The sequence below is a fragment of the Luteimonas aquatica genome (genome assembly GCF_022662575.1).
In the GTDB taxonomy this organism is placed as follows: Bacteria; Pseudomonadota; Gammaproteobacteria; order Xanthomonadales; family Xanthomonadaceae; genus Luteimonas; species Luteimonas aquatica.
Map to the genome: position 1 here is coordinate 301042 of NZ_JALBFU010000001.1, position 25956 is coordinate 326997.

General features: G+C 70.4%; 19 protein-coding genes, 1 tRNA gene and 1 pseudogene. 15 read left to right on the forward strand and 6 right to left on the reverse strand.

Translation table 11 applies throughout. From position 1 onward, the window contains the following. The first annotated feature begins 37 nt into the window (after nucleotides 1-37). From MD221_RS01445 to MD221_RS01495, 11 genes and pseudogenes are all read left to right on the forward strand, one after another. A complete protein-coding gene (locus tag MD221_RS01445) occupies nucleotides 38-550 on the forward strand; it encodes a hypothetical protein (RefSeq protein WP_242107263.1) in 513 nt (170 codons plus the stop codon). Between the two features lie 336 nt (nucleotides 551-886). After that, nucleotides 887-1909: an N-acetylornithine carbamoyltransferase gene (locus MD221_RS01450; protein ID WP_242107265.1), complete on the forward strand. Its 1023-nt coding sequence runs from the start codon at nucleotides 887-889 to the stop codon at nucleotides 1907-1909. Nucleotides 1910-2099: 190 nt separating this feature from the next. Continuing rightward, nucleotides 2100-3284: pseudogene (locus MD221_RS01455) on the forward strand (argininosuccinate synthase); the annotation flags it as partial. Nucleotides 3285-3295: 11 nt separating this feature from the next. After that, nucleotides 3296-4381 (forward strand): acetylornithine deacetylase, encoded by a 1086-nt coding sequence (locus MD221_RS01460; protein ID WP_242107267.1) that lies wholly within the window; start codon nucleotides 3296-3298, stop codon nucleotides 4379-4381. Beyond that, on the forward strand, nucleotides 4378-5751 hold the full coding sequence (locus tag MD221_RS01465; protein WP_242107270.1) for an acetylglutamate kinase: 1374 nt from the start codon (nucleotides 4378-4380) through the stop codon (nucleotides 5749-5751). Before MD221_RS01460 ends, MD221_RS01465 begins: the two co-directional genes overlap by 4 nt. Then, complete coding sequence (locus tag MD221_RS01470; protein ID WP_242107273.1) at nucleotides 5748-6347, forward strand: GNAT family N-acetyltransferase; 600 nt, start codon at nucleotides 5748-5750, stop codon at nucleotides 6345-6347. The genes MD221_RS01465 and MD221_RS01470 overlap by 4 nt, the downstream gene beginning before the upstream one ends. Next, nucleotides 6340-7308, forward strand: coding sequence for an N-acetyl-gamma-glutamyl-phosphate reductase (gene argC / locus MD221_RS01475; RefSeq protein WP_242107275.1), 969 nt, complete (start codon nucleotides 6340-6342; stop codon nucleotides 7306-7308). Before MD221_RS01470 ends, argC begins: the two co-directional genes overlap by 8 nt. Nucleotides 7309-7377: 69 nt before the next feature. Continuing rightward, nucleotides 7378-8685, forward strand: coding sequence for an argininosuccinate lyase (gene argH, locus MD221_RS01480; protein WP_242107277.1), 1308 nt, complete (start codon nucleotides 7378-7380; stop codon nucleotides 8683-8685). Then, nucleotides 8682-9863 (forward strand): glutamate 5-kinase, encoded by a 1182-nt coding sequence (gene proB / locus MD221_RS01485; protein ID WP_242107279.1) that lies wholly within the window; start codon nucleotides 8682-8684, stop codon nucleotides 9861-9863. The genes argH and proB overlap by 4 nt, the downstream gene beginning before the upstream one ends. Before the next feature lie 91 nt (nucleotides 9864-9954). Then, nucleotides 9955-11208: a glutamate-5-semialdehyde dehydrogenase gene (locus MD221_RS01490; protein ID WP_242107281.1), complete on the forward strand. Its 1254-nt coding sequence runs from the start codon at nucleotides 9955-9957 to the stop codon at nucleotides 11206-11208. 166 nt (nucleotides 11209-11374) lie between these two features. Continuing rightward, nucleotides 11375-13309 carry a CocE/NonD family hydrolase gene (locus tag MD221_RS01495; protein WP_242107283.1) on the forward strand — a complete coding sequence of 645 codons (1935 nt, stop codon included), beginning with the start codon at nucleotides 11375-11377 and terminating at the stop codon, nucleotides 13307-13309. Between the two features lie 309 nt (nucleotides 13310-13618). Here MD221_RS01495 and MD221_RS01500 read toward each other — a convergent pair whose 3' ends face one another. The 6 genes from MD221_RS01500 to MD221_RS01525 form a co-directional block, all read right to left on the reverse strand. Beyond that, the gene (locus MD221_RS01500; protein ID WP_242107285.1) at nucleotides 13619-14896 is read right to left on the reverse strand and encodes a CynX/NimT family MFS transporter; all 1278 of its coding nucleotides are present in this window, start codon (nucleotides 14894-14896) and stop codon (nucleotides 13619-13621) included. Between the two features lie 209 nt (nucleotides 14897-15105). Continuing rightward, entirely contained in the window at nucleotides 15106-16230 is a 1125-nt protein-coding gene (gene pgaD / locus MD221_RS01505) for a poly-beta-1,6-N-acetyl-D-glucosamine biosynthesis protein PgaD (protein ID WP_242107287.1), read from the reverse strand. After that, nucleotides 16227-17474, reverse strand: coding sequence for a poly-beta-1,6-N-acetyl-D-glucosamine synthase (gene pgaC / locus MD221_RS01510; protein ID WP_277928866.1), 1248 nt, complete (start codon nucleotides 17472-17474; stop codon nucleotides 16227-16229). Before pgaC ends, pgaD begins: the two co-directional genes overlap by 4 nt. Nucleotides 17475-17487: 13 nt before the next feature. Beyond that, nucleotides 17488-19386 carry a poly-beta-1,6-N-acetyl-D-glucosamine N-deacetylase PgaB gene (gene pgaB / locus MD221_RS01515; RefSeq protein WP_242107289.1) on the reverse strand — a complete coding sequence of 633 codons (1899 nt, stop codon included), beginning with the start codon at nucleotides 19384-19386 and terminating at the stop codon, nucleotides 17488-17490. Nucleotides 19387-19390: 4 nt separating this feature from the next. Next, the gene (pgaA, locus tag MD221_RS01520) at nucleotides 19391-21457 is read right to left on the reverse strand and encodes a poly-beta-1,6 N-acetyl-D-glucosamine export porin PgaA (RefSeq protein ID WP_242107291.1); all 2067 of its coding nucleotides are present in this window, start codon (nucleotides 21455-21457) and stop codon (nucleotides 19391-19393) included. Between the two features lie 264 nt (nucleotides 21458-21721). Next, nucleotides 21722-21798 (reverse strand) — tRNA-Pro (locus tag MD221_RS01525). A gap of 254 nt (nucleotides 21799-22052) precedes the next feature. Between MD221_RS01525 and hisS the strand changes: the two genes are divergently transcribed. From hisS to MD221_RS01540, 4 genes are read left to right on the forward strand one after another with little or no spacing between them, the layout of a single operon-like run. Beyond that, complete coding sequence (gene hisS / locus MD221_RS01530; RefSeq protein WP_242107293.1) at nucleotides 22053-23423, forward strand: histidine--tRNA ligase; 1371 nt, start codon at nucleotides 22053-22055, stop codon at nucleotides 23421-23423. 38 nt (nucleotides 23424-23461) lie between these two features. Next, complete coding sequence (locus MD221_RS17485) at nucleotides 23462-23590, forward strand: hypothetical protein (RefSeq protein WP_277928867.1); 129 nt, start codon at nucleotides 23462-23464, stop codon at nucleotides 23588-23590. Continuing rightward, the gene (locus MD221_RS01535) at nucleotides 23587-25473 is read left to right on the forward strand and encodes an HAL/PAL/TAL family ammonia-lyase (RefSeq protein ID WP_242107295.1); all 1887 of its coding nucleotides are present in this window, start codon (nucleotides 23587-23589) and stop codon (nucleotides 25471-25473) included. The genes MD221_RS17485 and MD221_RS01535 overlap by 4 nt, the downstream gene beginning before the upstream one ends. A 25-nt stretch (nucleotides 25474-25498) precedes the next feature. Continuing rightward, nucleotides 25499-25864, forward strand: a complete 366-nt coding sequence (locus MD221_RS01540; RefSeq protein ID WP_242107297.1) for a hypothetical protein — start codon at nucleotides 25499-25501, stop codon at nucleotides 25862-25864. Nucleotides 25865-25956 lie beyond the last annotated feature (92 nt).

Sequence of the window (25956 nt, forward strand, 5' to 3'; positions counted from 1 at the left end):
TACACTGCTCGCGTCCCGGATTCCGCCTCAGGCCTTGATGCTCCGCAGCTCTCTCCTCGCCGCCGCCGTCCTGCTCGCCGCCATGGCGTTGCCGGCGGCAGCGCAGGAAGTGGTGCTCCCCCAGCCGGAGAACGTACGCACCGAATATGCCCAGGTGTTGCGGGCGCAGCCGGTCTACCAGACCCTGCGCGCCACCAGCATGACGGAGGAATGCGAGGAGCCGTCCGGGTCGGAGAAGCGCAGGCACCGGGCCGCGGACGGCGAGGAACAGCGCGGGTTCATGCGCTTCCTGGACTCGGTGAAGGGCGTCTTCAGCTCCGACGCCGACGCCCGGCAGGCCGACGAGCCGGGGACGCCCCCGGCCAAGGACGCGGGCCGCAAGTGCCGGCTGGTGCCGGTCGACAAGGAGTTCCGGCGCCCGATCGCCTACGACATCGACTATGTCCATCACGGCATCAAGTACCGCTCGCGCCTGCCGTACGACCCCGGCAACCGCCTGCGCGTGCGGGTGTCGGTGACGCCGATCGTGGCCGGCGGCGACAGCAAGTAGCGCCGCGGCGCCGGCCCGCGCAATCCTTGCGCGCCGCCCCCGCCCATGCGACCATCTGCCACCGATGCGCCAGACCTACGCCGACGCCGATGTCCTCACCTCCGCCCGCATGGCGGCGGGGATGACCTCGCGCGCGCGCCGACCGGAAACCCGACTGCTCGCTGGGTAGGCCGGAGGCGGTTTTGCGTCTCGAGCTGAAAAACCCGGCGAATGCCGGGTTTTTTCGTTTGTGCGGTACGCGGGGACTTGCGCCACAACCCGCGCGGTACGCGGGTCGCTCCGCGACAACCCGCACATCCGCGTGCGGACTTTTCAATGCAAAGGCTGGGTTTTCACATGAAGCACTTTCTCAATACGCAGGACTGGAGCCGCGCCGACCTGGACGCGCTGCTGACCCAGGCGGCGCTGTACAAGCGCAACAGGCTGGGCGACGCGCTCAAGGGCCGGCCCTTGGAAGGCAAGTCGATCGCGCTGGTGTTCTTCAATCCGTCGCTGCGCACGCGCACCAGCTTCGAACTGGGCGCCTTCCAGCTGGGCGGGCATGCCGTGGTGCTGGCGCCCGGCAAGGACGCGTGGCCGATCGAGTTCGAATTGGGCACAGTCATGGATGGCGAGACCGAGGAGCACATCGCCGAGGTGGCCCGCGTGCTCAGCCGCTACGTGGACCTGATCGGCGTGCGCGCCTTCCCGAAGTTCGTCGACTGGAGCATCGACCGCCAGGACAAGGTGCTGGCCGGCTTCGCCAAGTACGCGACCGTGCCGGTGATCAACATGGAGACCATCACCCATCCCTGCCAGGAGCTGGCGCACGCGCTGGCGCTGCAGGAGCATTTCGGCAGCGCCGACCTGCGCGGCAGGAAGTACGTGCTGACCTGGACCTACCACCCCAAGGCGCTGAACACCGCCGTGGCCAATTCCGCGCTGACCATCGCCACCCGCATGGGCATGGACGTGACCCTGCTGTGCCCGACCGAGCAGTACCTGCTCGACGAGCGCTACATGGGATGGGCGCGCGACAACGTCGCCGAGTCCGGCGGCTCGCTGACGATCAGCCACGACATCGACAGCGCCTACGCCGGCGCCGACGTGGTCTACGCCAAGAGCTGGGGCGCGCTGCCGTTTTTCGGCAACTGGGCGCCGGAAAAACCCATTCGCGACCAGTACAAGCACTTCATCGTCGACGAGGCCAAGATGGCCAGGACCAACAACGCCGTCTTCAGCCATTGCCTGCCGCTGCGCCGCAACGTCAAGGCCACCGACGCGGTGATGGATTCGCCCAGCTGCATCGCCATCGAAGAGGCCGAGAACCGCCTGCACGTGCAGAAGGCGGTGATGGCCGCGCTGGCCGGGCAGGGCTAGGGCCGCGGCCGGCGGCGGCCGGCCTGTCTGCAGACTGCAACCTGCGCGCTGTATCCCTTTCCGATTTTCCCGTTTGTCCCATCCTGCGACCGCGAGTACCCCACCGATGACCGCTCCCCAATCCCAAGAAGCCGGCGCCCAGGGCGCTGCCGTCCAAGGCGCCGCCGTCCAAGGTGCTGCTGTCCAAGGTGACGTCGTCCTGGCCTTTTCCGGCGGCCTCGACACCAGCTTCTGCGTGCCCTACCTGCAAGAACGCGGCTGGCGCGTGCATACGGTGTTCGCCGACACCGGCGGCGTCGACGCCGAGGAGCGCAAGTTCATCGAGGACCGCGCCGCCGAGCTGGGCGTGGCCAGCCACGTCACCGTCGACGGCGGCCCGGCGATCTGGGACGGCTTCGTCAAACCGTTCGTGTGGGCGGGCGAGGGCTACCAGGCGCAGTATCCGCTGCTGGTGTCCGACCGCTACCTGATCGTCGACGCCGCCCTGGCGCGCGCGCACGACCTGGGCACGCGCGCCATCGCCCACGGCTGCACGGGCATGGGCAACGACCAGGTGCGCTTCGACCTGGCAGTGAAGGCCAGCGGCGACTACACCATCCTGGCGCCCATCCGCGAGATCCAGAAGGAGCACACCGAGGTGCGCGCCTACGAGCAGCAGTACCTGGAGCAGCGCGGCTTCGGCGTGCGCGCCAAACAGAAGGCCTACACCATCAACGAGAACCTGCTCGGCCTGACCATGTCCGGCGGCGAGATCGACCGCTGGGAGGCGCCGGGCGAGGGCGCGCGCGGCTGGTGCGCGCCGCGCAACGCCTGGCCGGCCGAGCCGCTGCGAGCAACGCTGCGCTTCGTCGCGGGCGAGGCGGTGGCGCTGGACGGGGTGGAGATGCCGGGCGCGAAACTGCTGGCCAGGCTCAACACCATGTTCGCCCAGTACGGCGTCGGCCGCGGCCTGTACACCGGCGACACCACCATCGGCCTGAAGGGTCGCATCGTGTTCGAGGCGCCCGGGCTGGCAGCGCTGCTGGTCGCGCACCGCGCGCTGGAGGAGGCGGTGCTGAGCAAGCAGCAGAACCGCTTCAAGCCGGAGGTCGCGCGCAAGTGGGTGGAGCTGGTCTACGAGGGCTTCTTCCACGATCCGCTCAAGAGCAACCTGGAGGCGTTCCTGGCGTCCTCGCAGGCCACCGTCAACGGCGAGGTCACCCTGGAGACGCGCGGCGGCCGCGTGGACGCAGTGGCCATCGCCTCGCCTCACATCCTCAACGCCAAGGGCGCCACCTACGCGCAGTCGGCCGACTGGGGCGTGGCCGAGGCCGAGGGCTTCATCAAGCTCTACGGCATGAGCTCGACGCTGTGGGCGGAAGTGAACCGGACGTAATCGAGACCCGCATGCTGCCTTCCGTCCTCGACCATCTCGCCGCGCTGGTGTCCTTCGACACCCGCAACCCGCCGCGCGCGATCGCGCCCGCCGGCGGCATCTTCGACTACATCCGCGCGCAACTGGCGGGCTTCCATATCGAGGTGCGCGACCACGGCGCCGGCGCGGTCACGCTGCTGGCCGTGCGCGGCGCGCCGAAGCGGCTGTTCAACGTGCATCTGGACACGGTGCCTGATTCGCCGGCCTGGAGCGCCGATCCGCTGCGGCTGCGCGTCGCCGGGGACCGCGCCATCGGCCTTGGCAGCTGCGACATCAAGGGCGCGGCGGCCTGCCTGATCGCCGCCGCCAACGCCGTGCCGGGCGATGCCGCCTTCCTGTTCTCCACCGACGAGGAAGCCAACGACGCGCGCTGCATCGACGCCTTCCTCGCGACCGACCACGGCTTCGAGGAGGTCCTGGTCGCCGAGCCGACCCAGTGCGAGGCGGTGCTCGCGCATCGCGGCATCGCCTCGGTGCGCATGGAGTTCAAGGGACGGGCGGGGCATGCTTCGGGCGCGGATGCGCTGCAGGCCAGCGCGCTGCACCAGGCGATCCGCTGGGGCTCGGACGCGCTTGCCCTGGTCGCGGCCGAGTCGCACCAGCGTTTCGGCGGCCTCACCGGCCTGCGCTTCAACGTCGGCCGCATCGACGGCGGCATCAAGGCCAACATGATCGCGCCGCGGGCCGAACTGCGTTTCGGCTTCCGCCCGCTGCCGTCGCAAGGACTCGACGACCTGCACGCGCGGTTCCGGGCGCTCGCCCCGGAAGGCACCCTCTACGAGCCGACGTTCCGCGGCCTGCCGCTGCCGGCGGGCGACACGGCTGACGCGGAGAACCGTCGACTGGCCGCGCGCGACCTCGCCGATGCGCTCGGCCTGCCGATCGGCAACGCCGTGGATTTCTGGACCGAGGCGGCGCTGTTCTCCGATGCCGGCCTGACCGCCGTCGTGTTCGGGCCCGGCGACATCGCCCAGGCGCATACCGCCGACGAATGGGTGTCGCTGCAGCAGCTGCAGACCTACGCACAACACGTTTCCCGGATCATCGAAGGCCCATGAGCACCGTGCAAGCGCCCAACACGCAGACCCGCCAGACCATCGTGCGCCTGCTCTCGAGCATGGCCAGCGCGAAGGAGATCAGCCAGTACCTCAAGCGCTTCTCGCAGCTGGACGCCAAGCGCTTCGCCGTGGTCAAGGTCGGCGGCGCGGTGCTGCGCGACGACCTGGAGGCGCTGACCTCGTCGCTGGCCTTCCTGCAGCAGGTCGGCCTGACCCCGATCGTGGTGCACGGGGCGGGGCCGCAGCTCGACGAGGAGCTGTCGGGCGCCGGCATCGAGAAGCGCACCGTCAACGGCCTGCGCGTGACAACGCCCGAAGCGCTGGCGATCGTGCGCCGCGTGTTCCAGGCCTCCAACCTCAAGCTGGTGGAGGCGCTGCAGGCGGTCGACGCGCGCGCCACCTCGATCACCTCCGGCGTGTTCGAGGCCGAATATCTCGATCGCGACACCTACGGGCTGGTGGGCGAGGTCAAGCGCGTCAACCTGGCGCCGATCGAGGCCAGCCTGCAGGCCGGCTCGATCCCGGTGATCGCCAGCCTGGGCGAAACGCCCGGCGGACAGATCCTCAACGTCAACGCCGACTTCGCCGCCAACGAGCTGGTGCAGGTGCTGCAGCCGTACAAGATCATCTTCCTCACCGGCACCGGCGGCCTGCTCGACGAGCAGGGCAAGGTGATCGATTCGATCAACCTGTCCACCGAATACGGGCACCTGATCGCGCAGCCCTGGATCAACGGCGGCATGCGGGTGAAGCTGGAGCAGATCAAGGACCTGCTCGACGACCTGCCGCTGGCCTCCTCGGTCTCGATCACGCGGCCCTCCGACCTGGCCAAGGAGCTGTTCACGCACAAGGGTTCGGGCACCCTGGTGCGGCGCGGCGAGCGCGTGCTGCGCGCCACCGCCTGGGACCAGCTCGACCGCGAGCGCCTGCGCGGCCTGATCGAATCCAGCTTCGGCCGCCTGCTGGCGCCGGACTACTTCGAGCGCACGCGGCTGCTGCGCGCCTACGTGAGCGAAAACTACCGCACCGCGGTGCTGCTCACCGACGAGGGCGGCCTGCCGTACCTGGACAAGTTCGCGGTGCTGGACGACGCCCAGGGCGAGGGCCTGGGCCGCGCGGTCTGGCAGGTGATGCGCGAGGAGACGCCGAAGCTGTTCTGGCGCTCGCGCCACCACAACGCGGTCAACCATTTCTATTACGCCGAATCCGACGGCTGCTACAAGCAGGAGAAGTGGAAGGTGTTCTGGTACGGCCTGCAGGACTTCGACGAGATCCAGCGGGCGGTGGCGCACTGCGCCGAGCGCGCGCCGACCCTGATCGACCGGGCGGAAGCGGATCGTGCGGCCGGCGCCAGCGGGGCGGCGGCATGAGCGTCTGGTCGCAGGCGCCGACGCTGCGCGGGGAACACGTCACGCTGGAGCCGCTGGCGGCCGGGCACGCCGAAGCGCTGGCCGAGGCGGTGCGCGACGGCGAGCTGTGGAAGGCCTGGTACGGCAGCGTGCCGGCGCCGGAAGCGATGCGCGACTACGTGGCCGCCGCGCTGGCGATGCGCGACGCCGGCACGGCGCTGCCCTGGGTGGCGCGCGACCGCCGCGGCGAGATCGTCGGCACCACGCGCTTCTACGACGTCGCCGAGAAGGTGCCGCGCGTGTCCATCGGCTACACCTGGTACGCGGCGCGGGTGCAGCGCACCGGCCTGAACACCGAAGCCAAGCTGCTGCTGCTCGCGCACGCCTTCGAGACGCTGGGCTGCATCGCGGTCGCGCTCAAGACCAGCTGGTTCAACCACGCCTCGCGCGCCGCGATCGCGCGCCTGGGCGCCAGGCAGGACGGCGTGCTGCGCAACCACATGCGGCACAACGACGGCAGCGTCCGCGACTCGGTGGTGTTCTCGATCATCGACGCGGAATGGCCGGCGGTGCGCAGCAACCTGCGGGCGAAACTGGAGAGCCACCGTCATGGCTAGCGGCAAGGCCGGCATCGGCATCGTCGGCGCGCGCGGGCATACCGGCGCGGAACTGATCCGCCTGATCGCGGCGCATCCGCGCTTCGAGCTGGCCTTCGTGTCCTCGCGCGAGCTCGACGGACAACCGGTCTCAGCGCACGTGGCCGAATACCGCGGCGCGCTGCGCTACAGCGCGCCGGCGCACGAGACGCTGCCGGCGCTGGGCGCCGACGCCGTGGTGCTGGCGCTGCCCAACGGCAAGGCCGGCGACTGCGTGGCGGCCTTCGATGCGGCAGGTGCCGATCACGCCGGTTCGGGACCCGTCATCGTCGACCTGTCCGCCGATTACCGCTTCGACGACGGCTGGTACTACGGCCTGCCGGAGCTGACCCGCGCCCGCTACACCGGGCAGCGCCGGATCAGCAACCCGGGCTGCTACGCCAGCGCCATGCAGCTGGCGATCGCGCCGATGCTGGACCTGCTCGACGGACCGGTGCAGTGCTTCGGCGTCTCCGGCTATTCCGGCGCCGGCACCACGCCCTCGGACCGCAACGATCCGCAGAAGCTGCGCGACAACCTGATGCCCTACGCGCTGGCCGACCACCTGCACGAGCGCGAAGTCACGCGCCAGCTCGGCCATCCGGTGGAATTCATGCCGCACGTGGCGCCGCACTTTCGCGGCCTGACCATCACCGCCAACCTGCACCTGCGCGAGCCGCTGGCGCCGGAGGAGGCGCTGGCGCGCTATGCCGCGCGCTACGCCGACGAACCGCTGCTGCGGGTCGGCGAGCGCGCGCCGTGGGTGAGCGAGATCGCCGGCCGCCACGGCGTGGAGATCGGCGGCTTCACCCTGTCCCCGGACGGCCGGCGCCTGGTCGTGGTCTCCGCCCTGGACAACCTGCTCAAGGGCGCCGCGACGCAGGCGCTGCAGAACCTCAACCTGGCCTTCGGCTTCGGCGAGTTAGAGGGGATTCCCGCATGAACATAGTGCCGAGCGCGATCCAGGCCTGCGCGCGCGATCGCGCGGATTTTCGATAGAGCGAGAAACCCCATGTCCGACCTGCTCTGGCAAAAACCCGGCGTCACCGTCGATGCGCAAATCCAGGACTTCCTGGCCGGCGACGACGTGCTGCTGGACCGCGAGTTCTTCCTGCACGACATCGCGGCGAGCAAGGCGCACGCGCAGGGGCTGGAGAGGATCGGCATCCTGTCCGAGGACGAGCGGGCGGCGCTGCTGCGCGAGCTCGACGCGCTGGCCGAGGATTTCCGCGGCGGCGCGTTCGTGCTCGATGCGCGCTTCGAGGACGGCCACAGCGCCATCGAGGCGCGCCTGACCGAGCGCCTGGGCGATGCCGGGCGCCGCATCCACACCGGCCGCAGCCGCAACGACCAGATCCTGGTGGCCACGCGGCTGTGGCTGAAGGAGAAGCTGGCGCGGGTGGAGGCCCTGGACGCGGAGGTCGCCGGCATCGCGCTCGCGCGCGCCGAGGCCGAAGGCGAAGTGCCGCTGCCGGGCTACACCCACCTGCAGCGCGCGGTGGTGTCCTCGCTGGGCATGTGGTGGGCCGGCTGGGCCGAGGCCTTCATCGACGACGCGCAACGCGCCCGCGACACCCTGGCCTGGGTCGACGCCAATCCGCTGGGCACGGCGGCCGGCTACGGCGTCAACCTGCCGCTGCCGCGCGAGGACGTCGGGCAGACGCTCGGGTTCTCGCGCCTGCAGGTCTCGCCGCTGTACGCGCAGCTCTCGCGCGGGAAGTTCGAGATGGCGGCCATCGAGGCGCTCGGCAGCGCCGTGCTCGACCTGCGCCGGCTGGCCTGGGACCTGAGCCTGTTCACCACCGCGGAATTCGGTTTCGTGTCGTTGCCGGCGCAGTACACCACCGGCAGCTCGATCATGCCCAACAAGCGCAATCCGGACGTGATCGAACTGATGCGCGCCAGCTACGCCAGCGTGGCCGCGGCGCGCGGCGAGATCGAGCAGCTGCTGTCGCTGCCCTCGGGCTACCACCGCGACCTGCAGCTGAGCAAGGGCGCGCTGTTCCACGCCTTCGGCAAGGGCCTGCCGGCGCTGGCGCTGCTGCCCGACCTGCTGCGCAACCTGGAATGGAACCGGGCGCGCATGCAGGGCGCGATCGAGGCCTCGATGTACGCCACCGACCTGGCCATCGACCTGGCGCGGAATGGCATCCCGTTTCGCGAGGCCTACCGGCAGGCCGCCGATCCGCAGCGCTGGGCCGGGGGCGATCCCGCCGCCAGCCTGGCCGCGCGCGTGTCGCCCGGCGCGGCCGGCGACCCGCGCCTGGACGTGCTGCGCGCGCGCCTGTCCGAACTCGACCGAACGCGGCCCGCGGCATGAGCGGCCTCTCCGCGACCGCCGCCTTCGGCGAGCAGCAACTGCCGCCCTGGCGCCGCGCCGTGCTCAAGGTGGGCAGCAGCCTGCTCGCCGCGGGCGCCGCCGAAAGCGGGGGCGGCGGCTTGTCGCCGCGCCACGCCGAGGCGATCGCCGCTTTCGTGACCGCCAGCCAGCGCGCCGGGCGCGAGGTGGTGATCGTCTCCTCGGGCGCGGTCGCCGCCGGACGGGCGATCGCGCATCGCACTCCCGTCGCCGGCGCCGCGATGGCCGAGCGCCAGGCGCTGGCCGCGCTGGGGCAGGCGCAGCTGATGGGGTTCTGGCAGGGCTTCTTCGAGCGGCCGGTGGCGCAGGTGCTGCTGACCCACGACGACCTGCGCAACCGCCGCCGCTATCTCAATGCCCGCGCCACGCTGGGCGAGCTGTTGCGCCGCTCGGCGCTGCCGATCGTCAACGAGAACGACACGGTCTCGGTGGACGAGCTCAAGCTCGGCGACAACGACACGCTGGCCGCCATCGTGGCGGCGCTGGTGGATGCGGAGGTGCTATTCATCGCCACCGACATCGACGGCCTCTACGACGCCGACCCGCGCACGCATCGCGATGCCAGGCCGGTCGAGGTGATCGCCCAGCTCAGCGCCTCGCTGATGGCGGTGGCCGGCGGCGCCGGCAGCGCGGTCGGCACCGGCGGCATGCGCACCAAGCTGGAGGCGGCGCAGCGCGCGGCCGCGGCCGGCGTGGCGACGGTGCTGTTCAACGGCACGCGCGCGGATGTGCTGGAAGGCCTGGCGCGCGACCGCCTGGTCGGCACCCGCATCCACGCCGCGCGCAGCCGCGTGGCCGCGCGCAAGCATTGGCTGCAGAACGCGCCGGCCGAGCCGGGCGGCATCTTCGTCGACGACGGCGCCGCGCGCGCGGTGATCGAGAAGGGCGCCTCGCTGCTGCCCGGCGGGGTGCTCGGGGCCGAGGGCGAGTTCCGCCGCGGCGACATGGTGGAGGTGCTGTTGCGCCGCGAACACGAGGACGGCTGCATCGAGAACGCGCGCATCGCACGCGGAGTCAGCCAGTACTCGGCCGCCGACATCCGCCGCATCGCGCGCCGCCATTCGCGCGACATCGAGGCGGCCTTGGGGTACAACTACGGCGAGACGATCATCCATCGCGACGATCTTTCGCTGCTTTGACGCCCAGCGGGCCGCGAGCCGGTCCGCTTCCCGTTCCCGGGCAGGAAGGGAAGGGCGGCCCGCACGGGTGGATTTCTCCAGAGGTTGAGCCATGTCCGACATCAAATCGCAAGCCCTGGCCTGCCGCGACGCCGCGCAGGCGGTGGCGCAGTTGTCCACCGAGGCGAAGAACGCGCTGCTGCGCGCGATGGCCGCGGCGCTGGAGGCCGACGAAGCGGCCATCCTGGCCGCCAATGCGCGCGATCTGGCCGCCGCGGCGGAGAAGGGCATCGGCGGCGCCATGCTCGACCGCCTCAAGCTCGACCCCAAGCGCCTGGCGGCCATCGCCCAGGCGCTGCGCGAGGTGGCCGAGCTGCCCGATCCGGTCGGCCAGGTCACCCGACGCGACACGCGCCCCAACGGCATCGCCATCGAGCGCGTGCGCGTGCCGCTGGGCGTGGTGGCGATGATCTACGAGGCCCGTCCCAACGTCACCGCCGACGCCGCGGCGCTGTGCCTGAAGGCCGGCAACGGGGTGATCCTGCGCGGCGGCAGCGAGGCCATCCATTCCAACACCGCGATCGCCACCTCGCTCAAGCGCGCCCTGCGCGAGGCCGGCGTGCCCGATGCCGCGCTGACGCTTGTGGAGGACCTAAGCCGCGACACCATGCTGGCGCTGCTGCAGCTCAACGACATCGTCGACCTGGCGATCCCGCGCGGCGGCGAAGGGCTGATCCGCTTCGTCGCCGAACATGCGCGGGTGCCGGTGATCAAGCACTACAAGGGCGTCTGCCACCTGTTCGTGGACGCCGATGCCGACCGCGAGCTCGCCCTGCGCCTGCTGCTGGACGGCAAGGTCTCGCGCCCGGGCGTGTGCAACGCGCTGGAGACGCTGCTGGTGCATGCCGACGCGGCGGCCGACTTCCTGCCCAGGGCCGCGGCCCTGCTGCGCGGGCACGGCGTCGAGCTGCGCGGCGATGCGCGCACCCAGGCCCTGGTCGAGGGTGTGGTCGCGGCCGGCGAGGACGACTACGCGGCCGAGTTCCTCGACCTGATCATCGCGGTGCGGGTGGTGGCGTCGCTCGAGGAGGCGATCGCGCACATCCGCCGCTTCGGCTCCGACCACACCGAGGTGATCGCCACCCGGAACGCGGCCAATGCCGAGACGTTCGTGCAGTCGCTGCGCGCGGCGGTGGTGATGGTGAACGCCTCCTCGCGCTTCTCCGACGGCGGCGAGCTCGGCCTCGGCGCCGAGATCGGCATCTCCACCACGCGCCTGCACGCCTACGGGCCGATGGGCGCGGAGTCGCTGACCGTGGAACGCTTCGTCGTGCGCGGCGAGGGACAGACGCGCAACCTGCCTTGAGGCGGACAGCGGGCCTCGGGCCGGGGCGAAGCGAAAGGTGCCGCGGCTCCTGAGTTTGCGCTGCGCCTCGGGCTCTTCCGCATCCGCCGCCGGCCTATGCCATTCGTCACTAGGCCGGTGCGAAGGCCGGGCATACAGTCGCCGCTTCCCCTTGGGAGGCATCCTCATGCGCAACGCATCGATCCGCTGGCTGGCCGTCGCGCTGTTCGCCCTGGCGCCGGGCGCGGCCTGGTCGCAGACCCCGCCGATGACGCCGGACATCACCGGCAAGAAGTTCGTCGCGCCGAAGAACGGCTACGACTACGACAAGCGCGAGGTGATGATCCCGATGCGCGACGGCGTGAAGCTGCATACCGTGATCGTGGTGCCCAAGGGCGCGCTCAACGCGCCCATCCTGCTCACCCGCACGCCCTACGACGCCAGCGGGCGCGCCGGCCGGATGGAGTCCGCGCGCATGCTCGACGTCCTGCCGCAGGGCGACGAGGTGTTCGTGCAGGGCGGCTACATCCGCGTGTTCCAGGACATCCGCGGCAAGTACGGCTCGGAAGGCGACTACGTGGTGACGCGTCCGCTGCGCGGGCCGCTCAACGGCACCAAGGTGGACCATGCCACCGACGCCTGGGACACCATCGACTGGCTGGTCAAGCACGTCGCCGAATCCAACGGGCGCGTCGGCATGATCGGATCCTCGTACGAGGGCTTCACCGTGGTGATGGCGCTCACCGACCCGCATCCCGCGCTGAAGGTGGCGGCGCCGGAAAGCCCGATGGTCGACGGCTGGATGGGCGACGACTGGTTCAACTACGGCGCCTTCCGCCAGGTGAACTTCGGCTACTTCACCATGCAGACCACCGCGCGCGGCAAGGGCGGGATGCCGGTGAGTCAGGGCTACGACGACTACAGCAACCTGCTGCGCGCGGGTTCCGCCGGCGATTTCGCGCGCGCCAACGGCATCGACGCGCTGCCGTTCTGGCGCAAGATGACCGAGCACGCCAGCTACGACGGCTTCTGGCAGGAGCAGGCGCTGGACAAGGTCATGGCGCGCACGCCGCTCAAGGTGCCGACGATGTGGCTGCAGGGACTGTGGGACCAGGAAGACATGTGGGGCGCGATCCACAGCTATGCCGCGATGGAGCCGCGCGACGGCGCCAACGACCTCAACTACCTGGTGATGGGCCCCTGGCGGCACAGCCAGGTCAACTACGACGGCACCACGCTGGGCGCGATGAAATGGGACGGCGACACCGCGCTGCAGTTCCGCCGCGACGTGCTCAAGCCCTTCTTCGACCAGTACCTGGTGGAGGGCGCGCCCAAGGCGCAGACGCCGCCGGTGTTCATCTACAACACCGGCGAGAACCATTGGGACCGCTACGACGCCTGGCCGCGCAGCTGCGAGGCCTCCGGGCAGCAGAAGGCCTGCGCCGGAACGCCGAAGCCGCTGTACCTGCTGGCCGGCGGCAAGCTGGGCTTCCAGGCGCCGGCCGCGGGGCAGGGCGACTACGAGGAATACGTGTCCGATCCCGCCAAGCCGGTGCCGTTCGCGCCGCGCCCGGTGCGCTTCGCCGATCGCGAGATGTGGACCACCTGGCTGGTGCAGGACCAGCGTTTCGTCGACGGCCGTACCGACGTGCTGACCTTCGTCACCGAGCCGCTGACCGAGCCGCTGCGCATCGCCGGCGCGCCCGAGGTGCACCTGCAGGCCTCCACCAGCGGCACCGACAGCGACTGGGTGGTGAAGCTGATCGACGTGTACCCGGACCAGGTGGCCTCGAGCCCGGCGATGGGCGGCTACGAACTGGCGGTCTCGCTGGCGATCTTCCGCGGCCGCTACCGCGAGAGCTTCGAGACGCCGAAGGCGCTCGCCGCCGACCAGCCGCTGCCCTACCGTTTCGGCCTGCCGACCGCCAACCACGTGTTCCTGCCCGGCCACCGCGTGATGGTACAGGTGCAGTCGAGCCTGTTCCCGCTCTACGACCGCAATCCGCAGACCTTCGTGCCCAACATCTTCTTCGCCAAGCCGGAGGACTATCGCAAGGCGACGCAGCGCGTGTGGCATACGCCGGAGCGCGCGAGCTTCATCAGCCTGCCGGTGGTGCAGTAAGCGGTTTCGCGGACATGGATGCGAATGAGAGTGTGCAATGACGGAGGAAAAACCCCTGCCAGGCCCCTGAATCCCCATCGACGTCGCTGCTCACCGATGCATTGCCGCCACGCAGGTGGAGCGCGATTGTGCTGGCCATGATCGTTCTGCAGCTGTTGTTCGCGGTGCCCAACTGGCGAGTGGCGTACTACATGATGCGGCACGGGCACATCAGCCATCCATGGCGCACCATCCTTGGCTACGGAACGCCCGGCCCGGCCATCCCTGGCCGGGCGTTCGCCACCGCAGCCGATGCCGATAGGGCATCGGCTAAGCGCGGGGGCTCACCCAGGTGTCTTCCAGCATTCTCGGCCGGCTGGCCATCCAGCCGCCGACCAGCAGCACGCCGACCGCGACCAGCAGCATCGCGAACGGCCAGCGCCAGCCGTGCGTGGCCTCGTGCAGCACCCCGAACAGCAGCGGCCCGAGGCAGCTCAAGGCATAGCCCAGGCCCTGCATGAAGCCCGACAGTGCGGAGGAGCCGGCCGGCGTGCGCGTGCGCAGGTTGATCAGGGTCAGCGACAGCGGGAAGGTCGCCGGCCCCAGTCCGAGCAGGGCCACCCACACGGCCGGCATCAGCATCGGCGCGAACAGCAGGCCGGCGAAGGCGGTCAGGTGGCAGGCCGCGCATCCCAGGATCAGCGGGAAGGGGTTGGCCACGCGTACCGCCAGCGCCGGCATCGCCAGCGCGGCGATCAGGCCGAAGGCCGAGAACAGCGCGACCATGGTGCCGCCGAACGCCGGCGTCGCGCCTGCCTCGGTCAGCAGCTTGGGCAGCCAGGTGAACATCGAGTAGGTGATCAGCGAGGTGGTGCCGAACATCAGCGCCATGCCCCAGGCGATCGGCGAGCGCCAGACCTGGCCGCGCGCCGGCGGCGCCGCCAGCTCGGGCGCCTCGTCGCCGCCCTTGCAGGCCGCGTCGTGGATGCGCGCCAGCGCCGAACTCTTGCGCCGCTCGGCGAGCAGCACGCCGATCCAGGGCACGGCCGCGGCCAGCGCGGTCAGCGACCAGGCGCCCATCGACCAGCGCCAGCCCACCGAATCGGCCAGCGGCACCGCCAGCAGCGCCGGCAGGATGGTGCCGGCCTGGAGCACGGTGAGGTAGATCGTGCTGATGGTGCCGACGCGGTCGGCGAAGTAGCGCTTGACCAGCGGCGGCAGTACCACGTTGCCGATGCCCATGCCGGCCAGGGCCACGATCGAGCCGAGCATCAGCATGCCCACGCCGTCGGCCAGCGAGCGCGCGATCAGGCCGGCGGCGGCCAGCAGCATCGACAGCAGCGCGGTGCGCTCCAGGCCGAGGCGATGGGCGATCGCCGGCGTGGTGACGCCGAACAGGGCGAACGCGGCGGTGGGCAGCATGCCGAAGACGCCGGCCACGGTGGCGCCGAAACCGAAGGTCCGTCCCAGCGCATCGAGCAGCGGCGTGAGCGAGGTGACGGCCGTGCGCAGATTGAAGGCCGACAGCGCGATGCCGACCAGCACCAGCAGCGCGCCCTTCACCTGTGGGGTCGTGGCGGGACTGCGAAGCGGCGTGGATCGGCTCATGGGCGGAAATTCGAATGCATTTCCGCCATGGTGCCGGAGGACGGCGCCACGACGGCGGATGGCGGTTGCGAAGCGTCGGCGGGGCGGTGGCGTCCGCCGGCGAGAGAATCGGGCATGCGCCCGGAAGCCCGCACAGTTTAACCGCGGCCGGTGACAGCCATGTCAGGACGCCCGCAACGGAGTGTTGCGGGCCGGCCGACCATCCGCGCTCAGCGTTCTGGCTTGAACTCCACCGGCACCAGCACGGTGGAGGCCACCGGCTTGCCCTCGCGCATGGCCGGGTTGAAGCGCCAGCGCATCACCGCATCGCGCGCGGCGCGGTCGAGCGCGCCGATGCGGCTGCGGCGCGCGAAATCGATGCGCGTGGGGCTGCCGTTGGCCGCGACCGTCACCCGCAGTACCACCAGACCGCCTTCTCCGCCGCGCAGCGAGGCGCGGGGGTATTCGGGCTTCGGGCTCTGGCCCGGGATCGGCGTGGCCGTGGCGTTGGTCGCGCGCGCGGATTTTTCCTTGCGCGGCTTGCGCGCCTCCTTCTTCGCGGCGGCCTGCTTCTGCGCGGTGGCCGGGGCCTTGGCCGGCGCCTGCGGCTGGACCGCCGACGGGGCGGGTACCGGCAGCGCGGGCGGCGGCTCGATCATCGCCGTCCTCAGCTGCCGGGTGGCTTCGTCGAACGCGCTGGTGCCCATGGGGACCGGACGCCGCAGGCCGGGATCGGTATAGGTGTGCGAGATCAGCACCAGCGCGGCGATCGCGGCGGCGATGAGCAGCAGGCCCACCAGCACCAGCCAATGGCCGGGCTTGGGCGCGGGCACCAAGGTGCGGGATTCGGCGGGCGGGGTCGGCGGCAGGGCCGGCGTCACCGGCGCGGTCGGCGCGATCGCGGTCACCGACAGCGGATAGGCCCGCTCCTGGTCCATGTGCAGCACCGAGATGCGCCCGGCGTTGAGCGCGGTGGCGATCTCCGGCGTGGCGTGCAGGGCGGCGGCCACGCGGTCGAGGCCGATATTGGCCTGCGCGCTCCTGCGCTCCTTGCCCTTGAAGCGCCAGCGGTTGTACTCGGCCCACAGGATCAGCACTGCCGCCGCGATCGCGGCCATCGCCGGCAGGGCGAGGACCAGGAACGGATCGACCTGGTGCTCGCGCAGGTACAGCTCGAAGATCGTGGTGCGGACGCCGAGCAGCCACAGGATCAGGGTGAGCAGCGGCAGCCACAGGTACAGGTACAGCGCCCAGAACGCCGCGGTGACGACGCCGAAGAACGAGCGGTGCAGCGTCGGCTGCGCCCCCGGCTTGCTGATGATGCGGGGATCGAATTTGCCTTTTTGCGCGCTCATCGCAGCCCCCGGTCCGGGCTGACCCAAGTCGCGCGCTTGCGGCGGCGCTTGAGCAGCGTCTTGGGCACCGCCGTGACTGTGGTCAGCAGGCTGACCAGCCAGTAGGCGATCGGATACCAGATCATCCAGTAGTAGTTGCGGCCCACGCGCGCCTCGTAGCGCCGGTCGATGATCAGGCTGGCGGCGAACTGGGTCAGGCAGACCATGGCCAGGATCACGCCGTGCCAGGACGGCAGGATGCTGCGCACCTGCAGCTGCACCGGCATCTCGACGAACAGGCCGATCGCCCACAGCGCCATGATGAAGATCATCGTATAGGCCCAGATCACGCTGAGCAGGTATTCGAACAGCACCAGCCACATGCGCCGCTTGCGCCAGCTGAGCATGTCGCGGGTATGGCGCAGCATCACCTCGACCCCGCCCTGGGCCCAGCGCAGGCGCTGCTTCCACAGGCCCTTGAGCGTCTCGGGCATCAGGATGAAGCACAGCGCGCGCGGCTCGTAGCGGATGTCCCAATGGTCCATCTGCAGGCGCCAGCTGATGTCGATGTCCTCGGTGATCATGTCGTCGGACCAGTAGCCGATGCGGTGCAGCGCCGTGCGGCGGAATGCGCTGATCACGCCCGAGACGGTGAACAGCCGCCCGTACACGCGCTGGGCGCGCTTGATCATGCCGATGATCGAGGAGAACTCGCCCACCTGCAGGCGGCCGAGCAGGGTGGAGCGGTTGCGGATGCGCGGGTTGCCGGTCACCGCGCCCACGCGCGGGCCCGACATCAGGTGCCAGACCATCCAGTGCACGGCGTATTCGTCGAGCAGGGCGTCGCCGTCGATGCAGACCAGGTATTCCGAGCGCGCGGCCAGCGTGCCCATGCGCATGGCGTTGGCCTTGCCGAGGTTGCGGTCCAGGTGCACCACGCGCAGCCGCTCGTGCTGGGCGGCGAGCTGGTTGAGCTGCTCGGCGGTGTCGTCCTTGCTGCCGTCGTTGATGGCGATGACTTCGAAATCGGGATAGCGCTGCGCCAGCGCGGCGCTGATCGTCTCGCGGACCTGCTCGCCCTCGTTGAAGCACGGGATCAGCACCGAGACCAGCGGCGTGGACTGCAGCGGCGGCGGATCGATGCGCGGGCGCTCTTTCCGTTCGCGGCGGAAGTAGTAGTACAGGCCGCCCGAGATCCAGAAGAAGGACATCAGGATCGGATACAGGAACGCGAACTGGAACAGGATTGCGATCACGGGGGCCACCTTGGCTTGTCGCCTATTTCCTCAGGGGGTAGGGGAATCCGCGCGAGGAGATGACCTCGCGCGCGGCTTCCAGGCGCGGCCTGTTGGCGATGAAGTCGTCCGGGTACCAGGCCAGGTGGCGCACGCCCATCGCCCGCAGCATGCGCGACTGCTCGATCAGCGTCTTGTCGGCGATCGGCTTGCGCGAGCTCCAGTCCAGCGTCTGCAGCTCGAAGATGGTCTTGTCGAACTTCGGGTCGTGCTCGCCGACGGCTTTGGCCAGGTTGCGCAGCCAGGTCCACGGCTTGTGCCCGCTGCCTTCCAGCCAGGGCATGGCCATCAGCGCGGTGTAGTCGTAGTGGCGGTTGAACGCGTCCAGGCGCTGCGCGAACCAGGCCTCGCTGACCGGGTCGACGAGCGTGCGCGCGTACAGGTTGCGCACGGTCTTCAGCTTCGACCGCCAGTGCTCGGAGGCGCGCTTCAGGTCGAGGGTGAAATCGATCAGCGCCTGCGTCCGCTTGCCGGGGTCGCCGCCCAGGGCGGGCAGCTCGTTGTCGCGCAGGAAGGCGTCGTCGTGGAACAGCAGGCCCTGGAAATTGCTGCTCGCCGCCAGTTCGCCGTAGATGCCCTCGATCATCGCCCGCGCCTCGGGCTTGGTGAAGTCCAGGCGATAGACGTCCTTGGGATCGGCATTGGCGATGCCGAGCTCGCGGCGCTTGCCGGCGTCCCGGGGCTCGAAGCCGAGCACCGGCAGCCAGGCGTAGACCTGGGCGCCGGCGCGCGTCTGCAGCTGCCAGGCGACAAAGTTGAACAGGTCCGCGCGCATCGGCAGGTGGCTGTTGGGGAAGTACAGCGCATCGGCCGAGCCGTTGCCGTCGGGGTCGGCGAAGGCCTGCAGGAACACGTAGTTGGGCCCGATCTGCTTGACCCGCTCGATCAGCGCGTCGATGTTGCGCGACTGCTGCTGCGGATCGGCATCGTAGACGTTGTCCAGGTCGACCTGCACGGCGCGGATGCCGTCCAGGCGCATGTCGCGGCGCAGGTCGACGGCGAGGTCGGAGGCGGGCGGATTGTTGGTGATCAGCAGGCGCGCCAGCCCTTCCAGGCCGTGGTCGAGCAGGGTGGTGCGGCCTTCCAGGTCGAAGGTCACGCCCATGCCCAGGTCCGTGGCGATGCCGTTGGCGATGCCGTTCTCGGCGCCGTAGGGCCACACCACCGAGCGCGGCGCGCGGCCGAGGTGCTTGGCGATCTTGTCGCGGCTGCCGGCCAGGTCGGCGCGCACGCGTGCGGCGTAGGCGGCCTCGTCCTCGTAGCGGCCGGTGGCCGCGTCGTAGCGCAGCGAGACCGCCGCCGGCCGCTGGTTGCCCTGCGGATTGGCGAGCAGGCCATGGTGCATGTCGTCGGTGTGCGAGGCGATCTCGACCAGGCCGGAATCCTGCATCTCCCGCAGCTGCTCCCAGGTAACGAAATCCTCGCGTCCCATCGGCCGGCTGAACTGCACGGTCTGGCCCTGGGGCAGGTCGACCCAGGCGGTGATCACCGCGACCAGGGCGGGGTACTTGTAGGCGCGCAGCAGCGGGAACACCTTGGTGTACACGCTGCGCAGGCCATCGTCGAAGGTGAGCAGCACCGGCTTGCTCGGCAGCTTGGCGCGGCCGGCGGAGGCGTCGATGACCTGCTGCAGGCTGACCGGGTGATAGCCCTGCGCCGCCAGCCAGTCGAGGTGGGCGATGAAGTTCTGCGTGCTGGTCGCGAACTGGTCGGCGTCGCCGTGCGGGGCGACGTCGTCGCGGATGTCGTGGTAGTTCAGCACCAGCAGCGGCTGGTCGGCGGATTGCGGCGCCGGTTCGGCCGCCGCGACGCCGCCGACGGGAAGCAGGGCGAGCAGCAGCAACAGCAGGCCGAGCGGGCTCAGGAATCGATGGGCAGCCATGTGGTTATTTTCCCCAGCGGAATTCGGCGTCGAAGCCAAGGTGACGCTCGCGCCGTCCGTCGTAGACCGGACGCGACCAGTTGATGCCATAGACCAGCGCCTTGCCGGCCGCGAATTGCCACTCGTGCTCGTAGCGCAGCGAGGGCACCCAGGCGGTGCCGTAGCCCTCCTGCCAATAGGGGCCGACGGTCGCCGTCAGGCGGTGGCGGAAATGGCGCTCGTACTCGCGCCAGACCAGCTGGTCGGCGCGCACGCCCAGTTCCATCGAGGCGTCCCGAGAAGGATTGAAGTAGGGCGCATCGTCGCGCGTGCCGCGGCTGGTGTAGATCGAGGCCAGGCCGTTGAGCAGGAAGTGCGGACGCGTGAGCAGGCGCTGGTCCAGGTCCACGCCCAGCGACTGGCGGCGGTTGCCGTCCTCGAAGCGGTAGGCCTGGGCGGTGGCACCCACGGTGGTCAGCTCGCTGGGATGCCAGTCGAGGCTGACGGCCGCCGAATCGGCGGTGATGCCGAAGGCGCGGGCCTGCAGCGAGGCCTCGGGATCGTACTTGCGCAGCGCCAGGCCGGCGTCGAGCACGTCGCTGAAGCGCCAGCCGATGTCGAGGCTGGCGCCGGTGTTGTCCAGGTCGTCGAAGGAACGGTTGGCCTGCAGGTGCACGTCGAGGCGGTCGTAGGCGTAGCGCACGCCCACCGCGCCGCGGCGGTCGTGGATGCGGCGGTCGTTGAAGTCGGCGTAGCGGTCGGCATAGCCGGCGGTCAGGCGCCAGCGGTCGTCCCACAGCGGCGTTTCCGCCTCGATGCCGTAGACGCCGTCGCGCGAGCCGACCGGCGACACGCTGCGGTTGCCGTTGGCGTCGCTGCGCCCCCAGCCGGCGAAGGCGCGCCACTGCCAGCCCATGTAGCGCTGCCAGCGGTCGCGCAGGGTGCGCGAGTTGAGCGTGTCTGGGTAGACCCGCTGCAGCTCGTCGTAGATCGGGCGCGCCTGGTCGCTGCGCTGCAGTTCCAGCAGCGATTCGATCTGCCCGCTGCGGGCGTCGACGCTTTGCGGGTCGAGCGTGGCGGCCATGCGGTGGCGCTGCAGGGCGCGCTCGTGCCAGCCGCGGCGGTCGTAGACCGAACCGAGCGAGGACTGCACGCCGGAATCGTCCGGCCCGTAGACGCTCATGGTCTCCAGGGTCTTCTGCGCGCCGGCGAGATCGCCGCCGTAGGAGCGCACCATCGTCTGGTTGATCTCGGCGTGGTACCGGTCCCAATTCGGGAAGGCTTCCTTGGCGTCGGGCGCGACGCGCCATTCGGGGTTGGCCGCGACCAGCGCGTCGAGTTCGGGCTGGGCGAGGTCGTAGCGCTCGGATTCCATCAGCGCGTAGGCGTGCATGGCCTGGAATTCGACTTTCTTCGGATCGCCGTCCGGGATCGCGGCGATCGCCTTCTCCAGGACCGGCGCGGCTTCCTTGGGGCGCTTCTGGTCCATCAGCGAGGCGCCGACCGGGATCAGGGCATAGGCGGGGACCTCGTGGCCCTCCGCGCGCAGCTTTTCGTATTCCTGGACCACCTCGCGATGGCGCTCGAGCTGGTTGAGCAGTTCGAGGCGGTCGTAGCGCAGCCGCAGCGGCGCGCGCGAGGCGTCCAGGCCGGCGCGGCGCAGATAGTCGTCGATGGCGGCCTCGGCGGCGCGGGCTCCGTCCAGGCGGCGGGCTTCGTCGGCGACGAAGTCGTCGCCGGCCGAGATCAGGCGCGCGATCCGGTCCAGCTCGATGCGCTGGGCTTCCTCGGCGCTGAACAGCTGCGGCCTGGCGCGGTAGAGCTGCCAGGCACGCTCGCGCGCGCCGATCTCGCTCAGGGTGTGCACGCGCAGCGCATACAGCGCATCGCTGTCGGGGTAGCGGGCGGCGGCCTGCTCGATCCGCGCCAGGGCGGCCTGCCACTGCTGCTGGTCGCGCAACTGCCGGATCTCGCCGAGGGAGCTTTCCAGCGTGGCCGGGGCGGAGGCGCCGGCTTGCGCCCAGGAAGAGGTGGCGGCAGTCGCGAGCGCGAGCGCCAGCGTCAAGCGGCGCATCGATGAGGGAGTCGGCATGGAAGCCCCGTGCGGTTGCGGCGGATTAAAATGTGATGTTAGTCACACAACTTGTCAGATTATGACAAATCCCAGCAACGAAGCATGAATTGGGGTGGTCCGAATCTTCACAAACATGAACAATGCGCGCGGTGGGACGGCGTACCGATGACATGCTGGCGAACCACACACTTGGGAACTACGCAGTGAAAAGGACTGCATCGCGACGCACGCTGGGCGTCCGCGGTCGCCGAGGGCAGGGAGGCCCGGAATACGGCGAAGGAATGGTCGGGGAGACAGGATTCGAACCTGCGACCTCTACGTCCCGAACGTAGCGCTCTACCAGACTGAGCTACACCCCGACTTGGGTGAGCCGCGCATTGTAGAGATGCAGGGTGGTGCGGAGCAAGAGTCTCGCGCCGGAGGCCGGTCCGGGCGGATGCCCGGGTACCCGAGGCGCGGCGGTGCGTGGGGCGGGTTGCGCTTCGCGGCGGCCGGCTGGTCGCCTGCGCGCGCGCCGCCGCGCGCTGCGCGGGCCGGAACGTTCAGCCCTTGCCGGCGTTGCCCTAAACTGTGGACCGCAAACGCGCAGGTGCTCTGCGCCGGAGTCCTCCCCTTGATCAAGCCGCGCACGCCCCCCGGCGTCCTGGAGCTGTTGCCACGCGACCAGATCGCGTTCCAGCGCATGCTCGATACCATCCGCGCCACCTTCGAGCGTTTCGGCTTCCTGCCGGTGGAGACGCCGGTGTTCGAACTGTCCGACGTCCTGCTGACCAAGTCCGGCGGCGAGACCGAGCGCCAGGTGTACTTCGTGCAGTCCACCGGCGCGCTGGAGAAGACCGGCGACGCACTGCCCGAGCTGGCCCTGCGCTTCGACCTGACCGTGCCGCTGGCGCGCTACGTCGCCGAGCACGAGCATGACCTGGCGTTCCCGTTCCGCCGCTACCAGATGCAGCGCGTCTATCGCGGCGAGCGCGCCCAGCGCGGCCGCTTCCGCGAGTTCTACCAGTGCGACATCGACGTGATCGGCAAGGACACGCTGTCGCCGCGCTACGACGCCGAGATCCCGGCGGTGATCCATGCCGCGTTCTCGGCGCTGAACATCGGCGCGTTCACCATCCAGCTCAACCACCGCAAGCTGCTGCGCGGCTTCTTCGAGGGGCAGGGCATCGCCGACGACCGGCAGGTGGCGGTGCTGCGCGAGATCGACAAGCTCGACAAGCGCGGCGAGGACGCGGTCAAGGCGACGCTGGCCGGCGAGGGCTTCGGCCTGGGCGCCGACGCCATCGACCGCCTGATGGCCTTCTCGCGGGTGCGCTCGCAGGGCCACGACGACGCCCTGGCCAAGCTCGACGCGCTCGGCGCCGGCACGCCCCTGTTCGAGGAAGGGCGCGAGGAACTGCGCGCGCTGCTGCAGCGCCTGCGCGCGATGGGCGTGCCCGAGAGCGACTACGCGATCAACCTGTCGATCGCGCGCGGCCTGGACTACTACACCGGCATGGTCTACGAGACCCAGCTCGACGCCCATCCGCAGATCGGGTCGATCTGCTCGGGCGGGCGCTACGACAACCTGGCCAGCCACTACAGCAAGTCCAGGCTGCCGGGCGTGGGCATCTCCATCGGCCTGACGCGGCTGTTCTGGCAGTTGCGCGAGGCCGGCCTGGTGGCGACCGCCGACAGCTCGGTGGACGTGCTGGTGTCGCTGCTCGACGACGCCGAACTCGACCACGCCCTGGCGCTGTCGCAGCGCCTGCGCGCGGCCGGGCTCAACGTCGAGACCCAGCAGGAGCCGCGCAAGCTGGCCAAGCAGCTGCAGTACGCCGACCGCGCCGGGATCCGCTTCGTGGCGATCCGCGGCGAGGACGAGGCGGCCAAGGGCGTGGTGGCGGTGCGCGACCTGCGCCGCGGCGAGCAGTTCGAGGTCGCCGAGGCGGAGCTGCCCTCGGCGCTGCGCACCGAGCTGGAGCAGGCCAAACTCAAGCTATGACGGACGTACCATGACGGGCATTGCATGGCGAGCGTGCCATGACGAGCATGTTCACCGTGCCCGACCGGCAATCGCATTCGTACGAGGAAATCGTGAGAACTGATATGGACTTTGTGTTCGCGGCGAACCGCCGCCTGGCGCGGCCGGCCGCGGGAGATGCGCGATGAAGGCGATCCAGCTCGACGGCCGTTCGCTGACCCGCGCCAAGCTGTGCGCGGTCGCGCACGGCGCGCAGGTGGCCCTGGACGAGGGCGCGCTGGCGGCGGTGGCGCGCGCCGCCGACTTCCTGGCCGAGCAGGTGCGCCGCGAGGAGCCCATCTACGGGGTGTCCACCGGCTTCGGCAGCAATGCCGACAAGCTGCTCGGCGCGCATCCGCTGCGCGACGAGCTGCCGGGCGCGGCGCCTTCCGGGCGTTCGCTGCACGCCGAACTGCAGCAGAAGCTGATCGTCACCCACGCCGTGTGCGTGGGCGAGCCGCTGTCGGCCGAGGTGGTGCGCGCGATGCTCTGCATCCGCATCAACACGCTGCTGCACGGGCATTCGGGCATCCGCGTGCAGACGCTGCAGGCGCTGGCGGCGATGCTCAACGCCGGCATCGTGCCGGTGGTGCCGGCGCTGGGCTCGGTGGGCGCCAGCGGCGACCTCGCGCCGCTGTCGCACCTGGCCATCGTGCTGCTGGGCGGCGGCGAGGCCTTCCATGGCGGCGAGCGCGTGCCCGGCGCGGAGGCGCTGCGCCGCGCCGGCCTGGAACCGGTGGCGCTGTCCTACAAGGAAGGCCTGGCGCTCAACAACGGCACCGCGCAGATGCTGGCCTGCGGCGTGCTGGCCGTGCAGCGGATGCAGGATCTGCTCGACACCGCCGACCTCGCCGCGGCGATGACCGTGGACGCCTTCGCCGGACGCCTGGGCGCCTTCGCCGAGGAGGTGCACGCCCTGCGTCCGCACCCGGGGCAGGTGCATGTGGCCGCGCAACTGCGCGCGCTGCTGGCCGGCTCCACGCTGGCCGACATTCCCTACCACCTGGTGCCGCGCTTCCGGCAATGGCTGCCGGGCAGCTGGGATACCGACCAGGCGCGGCAGCTGAGCTTCGACATCGGCTGGGACTGGGTGCCGCTGGGCCAGCGCCATGGCCGCGAGAAGTTCTACCGGCGCTTCAAGCCCTTCCGCGGCGGCAAGAAGCACCAGCCGCAGGACAGCTATTCGCTGCGCTGCGTACCGCAGGTGCACGGCGCGGTGCGCGACGCGGTGGAGCAGGCCAAACGCGTGCTCGACATCGAGCTCAACGCGGTCACCGACAACCCGCTGGTGTTCCCGGACCGGCAGGCCGAGCACGTCGAGCAGCAGGTGATCTCGGCCGGCCATTTCCACGGCATGCCGCTGGCGCTGGCGATGAGCTACGTGAAGGCGGCGATCCCGGTGCTGGCCTCGATCAGCGAGCGCCGCCTCAACAAGCTGGTCGACCCGGCCACCAACGACGGTCTGCCGGCGTTCCTGATCGGCAACGAGGACGGCACCGAGTCCGGTTTCATGATCGTGCAGTACACGGCGGCGGCGATCGTCAACGACCTGGCCAGCCGCGCGCATCCGGCCAGCGTCTATTCGATCCCGACCTCGGCCAATGCCGAGGACCACGTTTCGATGGGCGCCAACGAGGCGCGCCACGTGCTGGCGATGGCCGACGACCTGGGCAAGGTGCTGGCGCTGGAGCTGCAGACCGCGGCGCAGGCGCTGGACCTGCGCCGCGACATGATCAACGCCGCGCGCGATCTGGCGCGGCGCGCCGACGCCCGCACCCTGGCGGCGAAGGTGCAGGGCGGTCCGGCGCCCGACCATCCCGACTACGCGGTGTTCCTGGAGGAGGTGGAGGCCTTGCGCGCCGAGCTGGCCGCCGCCGAGGCCTTCCATCCCGGCGGCGCGGTCGCCACCGCGCACGCGGCGATCCGCGAGAAGATCGCCTTCCTCGGCCAGGACCGCGCGCTCGACGGCGACGTCGCCGCCGCCGTGCGGCTGGTGGCCGACGACGCCGTGCTGGCGGCGTTGCACTCGTGAGCGGGGCGGACGGAGGAGGGCGGCGATGAACCTGACGCTTCACTACGGCTGGCTCGGCGTGCTCGAGGCCGGCGGCATCGCCTTCGCGATCGGCGCGGTGTTCTGCCTGATCTGGCGCCCGCTGTGCCGGCTGATGGGCCTGGACAGCGGCCACGTCATCGGCTGGGCGGGCTTCGCGGCGGTGATCGTCGCCGCCGGCATCGACCTGCGCCACCTGGTGTCGCTGTTCTTCGTCAATCCGGGCTCCCCGGCCTATGCGCAGCAGGCGCTGGCCAACATCCACGATCCGGACCGCCTGGGCGCCCGCGTGCTGATCGAGATGATCTGCGCGTTCAGCGGCGTGGTGCTGGTCTGGCTGGGCTACGAGCACCTGGGCAAGCGCCGCGGCTGAGCCGGCGGCGCATTTCCTGAATCGACCATGCGGGTCCGGCCCGGAAGGCGGGTTGACGGCGCGCTCCCCGGTTGCTTTAATGTATTAACGCG